Raw genomic sequence first — 13464 nt, 5'->3', positions numbered from 1 at the left:
CGAGGGTGATGCCGGAAGGGCCGGTGCGGCTGTACATTCGTGCCATCTGCCCAAGCCGCGGGCGCACTGATGCGAAAGGGCCACAGGCATGAACTTCTGGGACATTCTCGGTTTTTTCTTCTGGAGCTACGTCTTCATTTCCTACTTGATGGTTCTGTTCTGGATTCTGGGCGACCTGTTCCGCGACCGCAGCCTCAACGGCTGGGTGCGGGCCGCCTGGATTGTGGCGTTGCTCTTCTTCCCCATCCTCACGGCGCTGGTCTATCTGGTGGCTCGCGGGCAGGGGATGAGCCAGCGTCAATCCAGCCAGGTGCAGCGGTCCCTTTCCGAGACTGAGTCTTATCTGCGCAACGTTGCCGGGGGTTCGCCCGCGGACGAGATTGCCAAGGCCAAGGCCCTGCTGGACGCCGGCACCATCAGCGGCGCCGAGTTCGCCGATCTCAAGGCCCGTGCCATGCTGGGCGTTCATCAGCCGGCCCGGACATAGCCGGGAATGGACATATCCGGCATGGCTGCCAAGGAAGCACCGTTCGGCGCCTTCCAGGCGCGTGCAGAGCTGGGGCGTGCGGCCCGACGGCGCTCGCCCCGGCTACAGCACGCGGCCTGGGCGCCAGCGGCCGGGCGCACCGATCCCGTTACCATTCTCAGCGAGCAGGCAGCTACCCGGGTGCCGGAGCTGGTTCCCATCCGGCATGCACGCATGCTGGCCTCGCCCTTCTCCTTTTTTCGCGGCGCTGCAGCCGTCATGGCAATGGACCTGGCGGGGACCCCAGACTCCTCAATCACCGTGCAACTGTGCGGGGATGCCCATCTTTCCAATTTTGGGCTCTTTGCCAGCCCCGAGCGCCACCTCATTTTCGACATCAACGACTTTGACGAGACACTTCCCGGGCCGTGGGAATGGGATGTCAAACGGCTCACGGCCAGCTTTGAAGTGATGGGCCGCCACCGCGGCTACCTCGGCTCCACGCGGCGGAAGATCAACCGTGCTGTGGTGCGTAGTTACCGGGAACGGATGCGGGCGGCAGCACAGGCCCCCGTGATGACAGCCTGGTATGACCGGGTTGAGGCCGACCAGGCCACCGAATGGCTTCGCGAGGAATATAGGGCAAAACGTGCCACGAAGAGGGTTCTCAAGCGTACGGAGGGCGTGATTGCCAAGGCCCGCACCCGGGACAGCGTGCGGGCTTTTGGGAAACTGGTGGAAGTTGTCAGCGGTGAGCTGCGCATCAAAGCGGATCCTCCGCTGCTGGTCCCCCTGGCCCAGCTGGCCCCGGCAGACAGGGCCCGCGAGGAAACCGTGGAGACCATGCGGGAGCTCTTGGAGTCCTATCAGACAACCTTGCCCCACACGAACCATCCGCTGCGGGATTTCACGTTTGTTGACATGGCCCGCAAGGTTGTGGGCGTTGGCAGCGTGGGCACCCGAGCCTGGGTCATGCTGCTCCGCGGCCGCGACAACCACGATCCCCTCCTCCTGCAGGCCAAGCAGGCCGAGGCCTCCGTGCTGGAACGTTACCTGCCCGCAAGCCAGTACCAGAACCACGGCGAACGGGTGGTGCGGGGACAACGCCTGATGCAGGCCGCAAGTGACATATTCTTGGGCTGGCAGAGGGTTGAGTCGTTCGACGGGCAGTTGCGCGACTACTACGTTCGCCAACTTCACGATTGGAAAGGCTCAGCCGATGTTGAGCGGATGCCAGTCTCGGCCGCCATGATGTATGCGCAGCTGTGTGGCGAAACCCTGGCCCGGGCGCACGCCCGCACGGGCGACCGCGTGGCGATTGCCGCCTACCTGGGCACGAGCGATCGATTCGATAAGGCCGTTGCCCGGTTTGCCGTGGCCTATGCCGATCAAAATGAGCTCGACTTTGCAGCGTTCAGCGATGCCGTGGCGCGCGGGCAACTCATCGCGGCAGTGATCCCATAGCCGCCGCGCATTTTGGGCCATGAAAGGGGTTTCCGTGGCAGCAACACACCACAGCAGCCGGGGCTGGCCGGTGCTGGCGGGCGCACTCATCGTCATCGGCGCCTTGCTTGCCCCGGTCGCCGTCGTGGCGTCGTGGGCGGGGGCCCAGCTGACCACCACTGATGCCTTCGTGGCCATGTTTGGCCCACTCGCCAAGGACGCCGGGGTCCAAGCCCTGGTGGCCGAGCAGACCTCCACTGTCATCACCGCCAATGTGGACATTGCCTCGCTCACCTCCGATGCTGTGGATGGCATCATCGGGTTGGGGACGGGGCCAGCCGCAACCCGGGCGCTTGAATCGTTGAAGGGGCCCGCAGCGCAGGGCATCAAGTCACTGCTTCGCTCATCAGTGGACACTTTCGTGGAGTCCGACTCCTTCGCCCAACTGTGGCGCCAGTCCTTGCGCCTGAGCCACTCGCAACTCGTCGCCACGCTCCGCAACGATCCCCAGGCGGTTGTCTCGGCGGGCTCCGACGGCGCCATCGGTATTGCCCTGGGCCCCATCATCGAAGGCGCCAAGGCGGCGCTGGCAGGGCAGGGTTGGGGCTTTGCGGCGCAGATTCCTGCCGTTGACCACACCCTGGTTCTGGCCCGCAACGACTCGGTGCCCACCCTGCAATTGATCTACGGCATCGCCGTGGCCGCGGGGGTGTGGCTGCCCTGGGTGGCCCTAGTATTTCTTGCCGCGGGTGTCCTGCTCGCGCGGCGCGCGGCGCTGGCCCTGATCTGGGCCGCTGCCGCCCTGGCCCTGGGCATGGTGGTTCTCATGGCTGCCATCGCCCTTGGGCGGCGCCTGGCCATCGAGTCCCTCGCTCCGGCCCACCCTCTTGCAGACGTGACCTTGACTGTGTTTGACGCGGCAACACAGGGCATGAAATCTACTGCCGTGACGGTACTGGTGTTGGCACTAGTGATGGCGGTTGCGGGATGGTTGGCCGGCCCGGCACTTTCACGTCGGCGCCGCCCTCACTGGTGAGCCGGGCGCCCATCGTGACGATGGTTGGTGCCGGCACAAAACCACCGGCGAACAGTGCTTCGCCCTGACGGAACCCGGGCGACCGGGCCAGCATCGCTGCCGGGACAAAGCCGAACAGCCTGGCCAGCTCGTCAAGGTCCAGGGGTGAGGTCATCTTCATCAGCGCCAAGTTGTCGCACTGGGAGATGATGCTGGGGTGGATGCGGGAGGGCCGCTGAGTGGAGAGCAGAAGCCACAAACCAAATTTGCGGCCTTCGGCGGCGATCTGGATGATCCTCTCCCGAACAGCCGCATTGAGCGGGCTGTCCTGCTCGGCGGAGCACAAGTTGTGGGCCTCATCGATCACTATCAGGATGGGCCGGCGCTGTTCACGCTTGGCCCACAGATCCTCCAAGACGGCCAACGCCACCACCAAGGGTTCGTCGGGGTAGCTGAAGCCACCAAGATCAAGCACTGTTGCGTCCGGGCGTGACTGAACGATCTCGGTGACAGCACTGAAATCTCCTGCCCACACGTCCCAGTCCGTCACCTTTAGGTTTTCGATCCGTGCCGCCAGGGCGTGCGCTGCAGCGGTTTCGCGTTCGCGTAGCTTGGGCACAATCTCATCGGGGCCAAGGACGCCCACGCTTTGTTCCAAGTGGATGAGCTCGTTGTATTCGGCACGGTCCTGGATGGGATGCAGCCGGAGAACTGCGCCCTTGGACTGCAGGGACAATGCGGTGAAACGAACATGCAGCGAATCCCGCTCCGACGTTCCCGGGCGGAGAATCCGAATGTTGTGGCCGGCAAGGACGTGCGGCTGCGCACCTGCGTCACTGGGTTCGCGCAGGCGGACAAAGTCGGCATTAGGATCGAATATCACCATGGGCAGGCCCGTGTGAATCAGAATCTGTTCCAACACCACACCCAGGGCGTAGGTCTTGCCTGAACCGCTCTGCCCGCACCAGAACGTGTGCCGGTTGAAGCGGTGCGGGAGCAGGCGGGCCGGGATGTCGCTGGCGGCCAGGTATCGCCCGATCACCAGCGAGCCGGCCTGGCCACCGTACAGGAGCTCCACCGTTTCCGCGTCCGCAGGCTCAATGGCAGCACTGGAAAAACGGAAGGAGCCGCGGACATCCAATGAACCATCCACTGCTATGGAACCAAGAATCCGCCCCGCACCACGCAGGCTGCTGCCCATGGAAAACGCTGCCTCATCCACCTGGCCCAGCTGCACCGCATCCGCTCCGTTGCGCAGTGTGACAAAGGTTCCCGGCTCCAGGGCAGATGCGCCCGGTGCCGTGAATTGAAAGCGCCGGCCGTCCATCGATACGGCGTGGGCGTCCTCAAGCGTGGGTGAGTCTTCAACGGCCATGGTCAGTTTTTCCGTTCTCGTATCCATCTGGATGCTGCATCCTGAACGAAAGAATAGCCGTGAGTGGCGTTGTTGACTACAGATTCACCCGAGTTGGAAGTGAATTGCTGATTCCTGGGCCGCAGGGCATGGCCTTTCATGAGGTGCACAACCACGACGGCGGCCGGCTGCGCCCTGACTATGGTGCTGATGGTGGCGGGAGGATTCCGGCACCTTTCGTGAGCAGCCCCGCCAGCGGTGACCTTAGCCTCTAGTGGCGCCGGTACTGGGCACCTTGCTGGCATTGCTGGGGGCCGGCGGGGTTACCGCTGGCGTGGCTTCGGCTGTGGTGAGTTCACAGCAGGGCTCGGAGGGCTACTTCACTACACAGAGGCGTGAATTCACCACCACCTCGTATGCGCTCTCCTCTCCCCCGGCCCAGCTTGGGGTCGAGTAAATTCCCCTCGGCCGTGGCAGCATCCGGCTGAGTGCTGCGTCAGCTGCGCCCGGGGGTGAGGTGTTCATTGCTATTGGCCCCAAGGCGGCGGTGGACAGCTATCTCAGGGGTGTGCACACCACAGTCATCACCGGCGTTGAAACCCAGCCGTTCCGGGTGAGCTACAGCGATGTTCCCGGCCAGGTGGCACCCGAGCTGCCCGGGGAGCAGAGTTTCTGGACTGTGCAAGCGTCCGGAACCGGTACCCAGGAAGTCACCATGGACCTGCGCAGTGGTGATTGGGTCATGGTGGTCATGAACGCCGATGCCAACCCGGGTGTCACCGTCAACATGGCTGCCGGGTTGCTCGCCGAGTTGTTTGGCGCGATCGCACCTGCCTTGTTGATGGGCGGGGTGGCAGCCCTGATGATCGGGGCCGGCTTGATCGCTGTGGGTGCCGTGGGCCTGGGCAGGCGGGTCCCGTCGTCCCCGCGGCCGGTGCCTGGCCATCCGGTCACGGGCAGCGGTGCGCCCCCCTCGGGGCTTGCCTACGCGCAAGGCTATCCAGCGAGACTGACCGGGCAGCTTGACCCGCAGCTATCTCGGGGTCTGTGGCTGGTCAAATGGCTTCTGGCCTTGCCGCACATGATCGTCTTGTTTTTCCTGTGGTGCGCCGTAGTCATCACCACAATCCTTGCCGGCTTCGCCATCCTGTTCACCGGCCGCTACCCGCGTGCGCTGTTCAACTTCAATGTCGGAGTCCTGCGATGGAACTGGCGGGTGGCGTTCTACGCCTACTCGGCGTTGGCCACAGACAAGTACCCACCGTTCACCCTTGCCGCCACCGAGTATCCCGCCGACTTCGAGGTTGACTATCCCGCTCAGCTTTCCCGTGGACTCGTGCTGGTCAAGTGGTGGCTCTTGATACTCCCCCACCTGCTGGTAGTAGCCCTATTGACCAGTGCAGGGTGGTCCGTGTGGGGACAGGGCGGTGATTGGCAATCGGGCTACGGCCGTGCGGTGGGGTTCTCCCTGCTCGGCATTCTGGTGCTCATTGCCGCCGTCGGGCTCCTATTCACGGGGCACTATCAACGACAACTCTTCGATCTCATCATGGGAATCAACCGATGGATCTATCGAGTGGCCAGCTATACCCTCCTGCTGAGGGATGAGTACCCGCCGTTCCGCTTGGATCAGGGCCCTGATGAGCCGGCCGGGGGTGGTTGTCCACGTTCAGGAAGATCTGGAAATCCTTCAAAACCTGGCCCACCAGGCAAGCCGGAATTGGGTGGCGGTGGCTGACTACAGCCTTGAGGCTAGTGCCACCGAGTTCGCCATAACACTTAGGGCCGAACTCGATTACCTGCAAGGGGGATGCTACGCTGAACGGTTTGCGAGCAATTTTGCCAACCACCCCAGCATCCACGTGCCGAGAATTTTCTGGTCCACCACCACCTCCCGGCTGCTGACCATCGAAAGAATCTTTGGCCTGAAGATCGACGACGGCGACGTTCTCGCCATGCCTGCCTTCGAGCGGACCCGCCTGGCTGATGTGGCAGCCAAAGCCGCGATCAAGATGATCGTTGAGGCCGGCTTCTTTCCTTGCAGATTCCCACCCGGGGAAACTAGTGCTGGCATTCAGCGTTGACGACCCCGCCCGCACCGCCAGGGCACTGGTGGAGCCCTCGCTCAACCGACCCACCACAGATCGTGGCCTGCTGCGGCAAGGCATTCTGCGCAATCACCCTCTTCAGCTGTCCAGTGAAATAGCCATGGTGACCACAATGGTCTTCATGACAGCAGGACAAAGCTCCGAAAGCTGTTGGATCTACTGGATGACGGCGTGGAGGTTCAACTGCGCTCAGGAGAATTGGTGCCCTTGGTGACGCGCGCCGAACGCATCGGAGATTGTCGCATTGCAGGGATGCTCGTCGCAGCATGTGTTCGAGGAACTGGCGAACTGACGGCAGCCGAGAGGGACCGGCTCAAGGCATGGCAAAACACGCTGGCGGTGTTGGCGTCGTCACGGCGTTGGGCGGGCCTGCCCTGCTTCCTGCCACTCGTGGCGAGCTCCTAGCCAATAGCGGGTCTTTGGACTCTATTGACACAGCACCCGCCAGCCTAGGCTCAGACCATGACGAACAAACCAGCCAGTGCCCCCGTCGAGGAACTAGATGCCCACGAATGCTGGGCGTTGCTTCGTGGCGTTTCCGTGGGGAGACTGGCGGTCTGGGTCACTGACCATCCCGACATCTTCCCCATAAACTACGCGGTGGACCACGGAACGCTGGTGTTCCGCACGGGTCTCGGGACCAAACTGGAGGCGGCCCTCGGTGAAACGCCCGTGGCCTTTGAGGCCGACGGCGTCGACCCGGGCAGCGGCGTCGCCTGGAGCGTTGTGGCCAAGGGCAGTGCAGTTCGCATCGACTCAACGGAGGATGTCCTGGCCAGTTTTTCGATCATGCTCTTCCCCTGGCAATCAGGACACAAGGACACGTTCATTCGGATTGCCCCAACGTCGATCACGGGCCGAAGATTCACTGTGGCCGATCCCGCGCAGTGGTGGAGCGCCCAGGCCACAGCCCCCCATACCGCTCCCGAATGACGGTTCCGAACCTCAAGGGCAGGCGCTCCGCACAAATACGAGGACGCCACGGGGGCAGGTCCTTGAGCCTTCTCCCGTAAGCCGTCCATGAAATCAGTGTTCGACACCTGAACCGGAAAGTGACCATGACCTTCATTCGCACCCACCTCATGATCACAGCCACCCTTGCAGTGGGGTGCGTGGTGCTGATTTTGCTGGGCGTGGGCCAGGGCGGAGTCGCACAATTGCTGGCCAGTGTGTTTGCAGGCTGCGCCGCGATTTCACGAGGCGCAGCCATGATCCGTGACATGGCGCATGGCCGCTGGGGTGTTGACCTGCTGGCCGTGACAGCAATCGTCAGCACGATTGTGGTGGGAGAGTACCTCGCAGCGCTCATCGTGGTACTCATGCTCTCCGGTGGAACAGCCTTGGAGAAGTACGCGTCCGGCAGAGCTCAAGCGGAACTGACCGCGCTGCTGGACCGCGCCCCTCAGTCTGCGCATCGCGAACGCACTGGCGGCGACCTGGAAGAAATTGCCGTCACTGAGGTGGTGGTGGGGGACGTCTTGCTGATCAGGCCCGCCGAAGTGGTTCCCGTCGACGGTCACCTGTTGTCAACCGCGGCGTCCTTTGATGAATCGGCCATTACCGGCGAGAGCCTGCCGGTGGAACTGGGTCAGGGCGATGGCGTCCTGAGCGGTTCCGTGAACGGGCCGGTGGCTGTCCGGATCGAAGCCACCGCAACGGCTGACGATTCTCAATACAGCCGCATTGTGGCGCTGGTGCAGGGCGCGGCCAGCAGCCGTGCGCCAGTGGTCCGCCTGGCAGACCGCTATGCCGTGCCGTTTACGCTGATGTCCTTGGTGATAGCAGGTGTTGCCTGGCTTCTTAGCGGAGATGCTCTGCGTTTCGCAGAGGTGCTGGTGGTTGCCACGCCATGCCCGCTGCTCATTGCGGCGCCTGTGGCCTTCTTGGGTGGCATGAGCAGGTCTGCGCGGAATGGAATCATCGTCAAAAGTGGCGGCACTCTTGAACAACTCGCCAAAGTGGCTACGGTTGTCTTCGACAAGACCGGAACCCTCACGCAGGGCCGTCCAACGCTGGAGGAAGTAAGGGTCAGCACCAACGGTGCAGGCTATCCCAACGCCGAAGAGCTACTGTTCCTGGCTGCGTCTGCCGAACAGTACTCATCGCATGTCCTGGCCTCGTCGGTGGTCAGTGCGGCACTGGATCACGGACTGACGCTCTCGCGCCCCAAGGAGGCTGCTGAACATGCAACCGACGGAGTCTCTGCCCTTGTCGGGGAACACTGGGTGGTGGTGGGCAAGCGCTCCTTTGTCGCCCAAAACACCGGCTTGGTCCCGGAGCCGGAATTAACCGGCGGCCAGCTAGCGGTCTATGTGGGAGCTGATTCTCGCTACGTGGGCGCACTGATCATGAGTGATCCGCTGCGGGACAACGCTGTTGAAACACTTGCCCGACTGCGCACCTTGGGTGTTGCCCATACTTTGATGGTCACAGGTGATGCCGCATCGACGGCGGAGCACATCGCCCGCCAGGCGGGAATCTCGCAGGTCCGTGCCGGCTGCCGTCCGGCAGATAAAGTCACGATAGTGCGGGGCATTCTCCAACGGCCTGTCATGATGGTGGGGGACGGCATCAATGACGCCCCCGTGTTGGCTGCAGCCGATGTGGGTGTTGCCATGGGCGCCAAGGGGGCCACCGCAGCCAGCGAATCCGCCCATGTTGTCATCATGGTGGACGACCTCTCAAAGGTGGCCAGCGCCGTCCGCATTGGCAAGGATACGGTTCGGATCGCAGTACAGAGCATCTGGATCGGAATACTGTTGAGTCTTGGTTTAATGCTGTTCGCGGCTGCCGGGTTGATCCCCGCCGTTGCTGGCGCCCTGAGCCAGGAATTGGTGGATCTAGCCACCATTTTCAACGCATTGCGAGCACTCAAATGGGGTGAGCGTTCGTCCGCCCGCGGGCGCGCTAAGGTGCAGCACAGTCCCCCTCGCCAACTGGCCCAGAAATGACTCGGCCCGCCCTGAGGACTTTGTGCCCTTGCTGGCCAATGGTGAGTAAGACAAACTGGCTGAACAGCTACGGAGGGAAACGACGACGATGGATGGACTAGTTGCCTCCGACCCGCAAAAGACCGGCACGGCACCGATCACCGTTTTTATCCTCGACGATCACGAACTTGTTAGGCGGGGACTCAAGGAACTGCTCGAAGGTGAGGGCTTTGATGTCATTGGCTCCACCGGCTCCGCACTGGAAGCAACCAGACGCATCCCCGCCCTCCATCCTGACGTTTCGGTGTTGGATGCGCGCCTCCCCGATGGCACGGGCATAGAGGTCTGCCGTGATGTTCGGTCGGTGGATCCAACCCTGCAATGCTTGATTCTCACCAGCTACGACGACGAGCAGGCCCTGCGTGGCGCCGTGCTGGCTGGAGCCTCCGGCTATGTGCTCAAGGAAATTGACGGCACAGATCTACTTTCGTCCCTGCGCCGAACCGCCAAAGGTGAAACGCTTTTCAACCCCGACGTCTTGGCGAAAGTAGTTCAGGGCCTGGCCGAACCCGAACGGACGGACCCTAGGATCTCCGCCCTGACCCCGCAGGAAGGGCGCGTACTCAAACTCATTGGCCGCGGATTGACCAACCGGGACATTGGCAGGGAAATGTTTCTGGCCGAGAAGACTGTGAAGAATTATGTGTCCTCGCTGCTGGCAAAACTGGGTTTTGAGCGGCGCACGCAGGCGGCCATTTTCATTACCGAAACACGCTGGCAGGACCCTGACTTCCGTCAATGATCATCGGTGGCAGGCACACTCCAGATCAGCCGTGTGCCGGTATTTTCCCCGCTTTTCAGGTCAAAGGTTCCGTGCAGAATCTGGGCCCGCTGTTCAATGTTGCGCAGGCCGCTTCGATGAACCAGATCTCCCACACCAATGCCGTCGTCGTCAATAGTGACGCTCACGTGTTCGGCTGTGACGTCAACGGCTACTTCAATCGCCCCCGCGTCGGAATGCCGAACGGCGTTGCTCAACCCTTCGGACAGCACCGCTAGCAGATGCTTGGCTGTTTCCTCGGAGATCGCAGAGTCTATGGGGCCTGCCAAATTCAATCGGGGGGCGAAGGCGAGCGTTTTGGCGGCATTGCGAACTGTCCTCAGGATCAGGTCACTCAGCAGCTCAGTTTCGCCGGAGCTAACCCGCAACGAATAAATGGTATTCCGCAAGTCCCGAATGGTTTCGTCAAGTTCTGTGGTGACAGCCCTGATCCGCTGGGACGCCGTCTCATCCGTAATGAACCGCTGCAAACTCTGAATGCTCAGCCCTGCAGCGAAGAGGCGCTGAATGACCACGTCGTGCAGGTCCCTTGCAATACGGTCCCGATCCGTGAAAACCATGATTTGTTCACGGAGTCTGTGCGTTCTGGCTAGTTCCAAAGCCAAGGCGACGTGAGATCCAAACACGGCGCTCATCTCCACCACAATCTTGGAATAGCTCCCGGATCCTTGGCTGCGCGCCAGGATCAACAAGCCCTGATTCGGGCCCTGGGGACCCAACGCAATGACAATGATCGGCCCAAACGCCGTTCCGTCCTGCGCACCGAGCAGATCAGTGGCGTCCTCGAAGACAGTGGGTACGCCGGTTCTCAAAACCTCCAAAATCTTCGGGGAGTTCAAAGCAAGGGAACGGCCGGCAAGGAAGGGGGCCCGTTCGCCGGCGGCCGCCGCCACATACAGCTCAGGGCCATGATCGGAAGAAACTCCTATCATGGTCAGGGCAGAATCGGACTCGGCCAACGCCGTGGCCGCAATCATGTCCAGGCTGCTTTCAGTGACGTTGCGTTCGTCATCCATCATTCGGCCGATGACGTACATGCACGCTTCGAGCCAACTTGAGCGCCGTCTGGCGTCTTCAAACAACCGGGCATTTTCAATGGCAACCCCCGCAGCGGCCGCCAAGGCAACGGCCAATTCCTCGTCCTCGGCCGTGAAGTCTTCACCGCTGGCCTTTTCAGTCAGATACAGGTTCCCAAAGACGTTTCCCCTCACTCGTACCGGGACACCTAGAAAGGACACCATGGGCGGGTGGTGTTCCGGGAACCCATAGGAGGCGGGGTGATCGTGCAAATCATGCAGCCGTAGCGGGTGCGGGTCACTTGTCAGCAACCCCAGAACACCGTGTCCTGTGGGTAAGGGACCTATCTTGGTTATGAGTTCCTGATCTATGCCAACGGTAATGAAATGACTCAGCGACTGATCGTCACCGATGACTCCCAGCGCAGCGTAGCGAGCGTCCAAAAGTGTGCAGGCTGATCTCACCACCCTCTCCAGCACAGCATCCAGACTAAGATCCTCAGCCACGGACACCACGGCCTCCAGCAAGCCCCGCATCCTTTCCTGGGTGGAGAGCAGTTCGCCCGCGCGGTCCACAAACTCCCGCAACAAGTCCTCAATGCGGGTGCCCGCAACGGCCGGCAACAGTGGCACCGCCCTGTCCGCATCAGAATCCTGCACCAGACCACCTTCGATCGACCGTCAGCCGTTTAGTAAAAGCCTCAAGACCCGGCCACTAATCACAGGCTACCCCCGTTGCCGGCCAGTGGTCCGCATACGGCGGGCCGGGGACGAACGATGCTGGGGACTTTGTACCCTACGTTCACAGATCCTGAGGGCATAGAGTCGATCTCATGACTACTAATATTCCACTGTCAGGGGATACACCGCAGATAGAGTCGCTGTCCAGGGACCAATGCTGGGCATTGCTCCGTGGACAGGTCATTGGGCGCCTGGCCGTGGTGGCTGATGATCACCCCGACATTTTTCCCATCAACTACGCAGTGGACAAAGACTCCATCGTGTTCCGAACGGCCGAAGGCACCAAACTGTACGGCTCCAGCAGCAACACGCCGGTTGCCTTTGAAATCGATGGCTACGATCCCTCAAGTGAGGAGGCGTGGAGTGTTGTGTTGCGGGGCACTGTCATGGCGGTCAGGGCTGGTTCCGGGCTTGCGGAGGCGGAATCCCTCACTCTGGAGCCATGGCAGGGCGGTGTCAAGAATCACCTGATGCGAATTCTTCCCCTGAACCTCAGCGGCCGGAGGTTCAAGGTCACAAAGCCTGACATATGGCACACACCCTTGTCTGATGCGCGGCGTGCGTCCTTCGAATAACGCCTTGCACGAGCCGCATGGCTGGCAGTCAAACCGGCCAGGCGTGCCACCACTAGGATTAAGTGGTGGCCGGGCCAAGGATTTCAGTCCCGCTTTTTCCGTTCATGATTGCTTCAAGATTGTCCAAGGAGCCGATGAGGGCGCGACCACCGCTGGCAGTCACGAAGTCCGCTGCAGCCCTGACTTTGGGCCCAATGGACCCGTCCGGGTAGTTGTTGCCGTCAATGTCCTGAACTTTCAGGGTCTTGAGGAGTTTTTGGCTCGGCGTCCCAAAATTGCTCATGACACCTTGGACGTCCGTTAGGATGACCAGCATCTGCGCACCAACTTCTGCGGCGACCCTGGCAGCAACGTAGTCCTTGTCCACAATCGCCTCGATACCTCGAAAGCCCGCCCCATGGGGCACAACAGGTACGCCACCGCCACCAGCCAGCACAACTGTTGCTCCGGCGTCGAGCATGGAGATTGCCTGTGCGCACTCAAGAATACGGATGGGCAGCGGTGACGGAACCACCCTGCGCCAACCGGAACCATCCGCTGCGAACGTCCAATCATGCTTCTTCGCAAGCGCGTGCGCGCGGGACTCGTCATACAGTGATCCCACGAACTTGCTGGGCGCCAACAGGCGCGGATCTGTGGGATCCACAAGAGTCCGCGAGACGAGCACAACAACATCCTTGGCAAGGCCCGCGTGACCCAACGCTTCCTGCAACCAGGACCCAATCAGTCCCTGGCTTTCAGCAACCAAGTCCCACAGAGGGTAGGGGGAAGTCAGCGAACTGTCATCGCCGGTCTCCATCGCCAACAAGCCCACCTGCGGACCATTGCCGTGAACAATGACCACCTCATGTTCTGCGGCAAGTGCCGCCAATGCCGGAGCTGCCAAGGCTAGGCGGGCCACCTGAGTCTTAGCATCCGGTACCTCTCCCCGGCGAAGAAGTGCGTTACCGCCAATAGCCACTACAAGGCGCATGC

The 13464-nt window shown here is 61.8% G+C and carries 15 protein-coding genes; 12 read left to right on the top strand and 3 right to left on the bottom strand.

Annotation, left to right across the window (positions count from 1 at the left end):
- Positions 1-88 precede the first annotated feature (88 nt).
- From ACX80Q_RS03330 to ACX80Q_RS03320, 3 genes are read left to right on the top strand one after another with little or no spacing between them, the layout of a single operon-like run.
- Positions 89-487 carry an SHOCT domain-containing protein gene (locus ACX80Q_RS03330; protein ID WP_459329092.1) on the top strand — a complete coding sequence of 133 codons (399 nt, stop codon included), beginning with the start codon at positions 89-91 and terminating at the stop codon, positions 485-487.
- A gap of 21 nt (positions 488-508) precedes the next feature.
- A complete protein-coding gene (locus ACX80Q_RS03325; protein ID WP_459329091.1) occupies positions 509-1930 on the top strand; it encodes a DUF2252 domain-containing protein in 1422 nt (473 codons plus the stop codon).
- A gap of 34 nt (positions 1931-1964) precedes the next feature.
- A complete protein-coding gene (locus ACX80Q_RS03320) occupies positions 1965-2945 on the top strand; it encodes a hypothetical protein (protein ID WP_459329090.1) in 981 nt (326 codons plus the stop codon).
- Here the strand turns inward: ACX80Q_RS03320 and ACX80Q_RS03315 are convergent.
- Positions 2848-4326: an ATP-binding protein gene (locus ACX80Q_RS03315; RefSeq protein WP_459329089.1), complete on the bottom strand. Its 1479-nt coding sequence runs from the start codon at positions 4324-4326 to the stop codon at positions 2848-2850. The genes ACX80Q_RS03320 and ACX80Q_RS03315 overlap by 98 nt on opposite strands.
- Before the next feature lie 32 nt (positions 4327-4358).
- Here ACX80Q_RS03315 and ACX80Q_RS03310 point away from each other — a divergent pair, with 32 nt between their 5' ends.
- From ACX80Q_RS03310 to ACX80Q_RS03275, 8 genes are all read left to right on the top strand, one after another.
- Positions 4359-4553 carry a hypothetical protein gene (locus tag ACX80Q_RS03310; protein ID WP_459329088.1) on the top strand — a complete coding sequence of 65 codons (195 nt, stop codon included), beginning with the start codon at positions 4359-4361 and terminating at the stop codon, positions 4551-4553.
- Entirely contained in the window at positions 4553-4735 is a 183-nt protein-coding gene (locus tag ACX80Q_RS03305; RefSeq protein WP_459329087.1) for a hypothetical protein, read from the top strand. Before ACX80Q_RS03310 ends, ACX80Q_RS03305 begins: the two co-directional genes overlap by 1 nt.
- Before the next feature lie 60 nt (positions 4736-4795).
- Positions 4796-6016: a DUF4389 domain-containing protein gene (locus ACX80Q_RS03300; protein ID WP_459329086.1), complete on the top strand. Its 1221-nt coding sequence runs from the start codon at positions 4796-4798 to the stop codon at positions 6014-6016.
- Complete coding sequence (locus ACX80Q_RS03295) at positions 5919-6362, top strand: AarF/UbiB family protein (RefSeq protein ID WP_459329085.1); 444 nt, start codon at positions 5919-5921, stop codon at positions 6360-6362. Before ACX80Q_RS03300 ends, ACX80Q_RS03295 begins: the two co-directional genes overlap by 98 nt.
- A 174-nt stretch (positions 6363-6536) precedes the next feature.
- Positions 6537-6791 (top strand): hypothetical protein, encoded by a 255-nt coding sequence (locus ACX80Q_RS03290; protein WP_459329084.1) that lies wholly within the window; start codon positions 6537-6539, stop codon positions 6789-6791.
- A 57-nt stretch (positions 6792-6848) separates the two neighbouring features.
- On the top strand, positions 6849-7319 hold the full coding sequence (locus ACX80Q_RS03285) for a pyridoxamine 5'-phosphate oxidase family protein (protein WP_459329083.1): 471 nt from the start codon (positions 6849-6851) through the stop codon (positions 7317-7319).
- 125 nt (positions 7320-7444) lie between these two features.
- Complete coding sequence (locus ACX80Q_RS03280) at positions 7445-9337, top strand: heavy metal translocating P-type ATPase (RefSeq protein WP_459329082.1); 1893 nt, start codon at positions 7445-7447, stop codon at positions 9335-9337.
- Between the two features lie 88 nt (positions 9338-9425).
- The gene (locus ACX80Q_RS03275; RefSeq protein WP_459329081.1) at positions 9426-10118 is read left to right on the top strand and encodes a response regulator; all 693 of its coding nucleotides are present in this window, start codon (positions 9426-9428) and stop codon (positions 10116-10118) included.
- On the opposite strand, the gene ACX80Q_RS03270 is transcribed toward ACX80Q_RS03275, so the two are convergent.
- Positions 10112-11833, bottom strand: coding sequence for a GAF domain-containing sensor histidine kinase (locus ACX80Q_RS03270; RefSeq protein WP_459329080.1), 1722 nt, complete (start codon positions 11831-11833; stop codon positions 10112-10114). The genes ACX80Q_RS03275 and ACX80Q_RS03270 overlap by 7 nt on opposite strands.
- A 173-nt stretch (positions 11834-12006) precedes the next feature.
- Between ACX80Q_RS03270 and ACX80Q_RS03265 the strand changes: the two genes are divergently transcribed.
- Positions 12007-12489 (top strand): pyridoxamine 5'-phosphate oxidase family protein, encoded by a 483-nt coding sequence (locus ACX80Q_RS03265; protein ID WP_459329079.1) that lies wholly within the window; start codon positions 12007-12009, stop codon positions 12487-12489.
- Between the two features lie 58 nt (positions 12490-12547).
- Here the strand turns inward: ACX80Q_RS03265 and ACX80Q_RS03260 are convergent, their stop codons facing one another.
- Positions 12548-13462, bottom strand: coding sequence for an amino acid kinase family protein (locus ACX80Q_RS03260; protein WP_459329078.1), 915 nt, complete (start codon positions 13460-13462; stop codon positions 12548-12550).
- Positions 13463-13464: the final 2 nt, after the last annotated feature.

The sequence above is a fragment of the Arthrobacter sp. HLT1-20 genome, assembly GCF_054510895.1.
The sequence above is the reverse complement of the archived record's forward strand: the minus strand, read 5'-3'. Positions and strand labels throughout refer to the sequence as shown.

Coding starts and splice junctions, on each gene's coding strand:
- ACX80Q_RS03330 (WP_459329092.1), top strand. CDS start 89: ATGAACTTCTGGGACATTCTCGGTTTTTTCTTCTGGAGCTACGTCTTC.
- ACX80Q_RS03325 (WP_459329091.1), top strand. CDS start 509: ATGGCTGCCAAGGAAGCACCGTTCGGCGCCTTCCAGGCGCGTGCAGAG.
- ACX80Q_RS03315 (WP_459329089.1), bottom strand. CDS start 4,326: ATGGATACGAGAACGGAAAAACTGACCATGGCCGTTGAAGACTCACCC.
- ACX80Q_RS03295 (WP_459329085.1), top strand. CDS start 5,919: ATGAGCCGGCCGGGGGTGGTTGTCCACGTTCAGGAAGATCTGGAAATC.
- ACX80Q_RS03285 (WP_459329083.1), top strand. CDS start 6,849: ATGACGAACAAACCAGCCAGTGCCCCCGTCGAGGAACTAGATGCCCAC.
- ACX80Q_RS03280 (WP_459329082.1), top strand. CDS start 7,445: ATGACCTTCATTCGCACCCACCTCATGATCACAGCCACCCTTGCAGTG.
- ACX80Q_RS03275 (WP_459329081.1), top strand. CDS start 9,426: ATGGATGGACTAGTTGCCTCCGACCCGCAAAAGACCGGCACGGCACCG.
- ACX80Q_RS03265 (WP_459329079.1), top strand. CDS start 12,007: ATGACTACTAATATTCCACTGTCAGGGGATACACCGCAGATAGAGTCG.
- ACX80Q_RS03260 (WP_459329078.1), bottom strand. CDS start 13,462: ATGCGCCTTGTAGTGGCTATTGGCGGTAACGCACTTCTTCGCCGGGGA.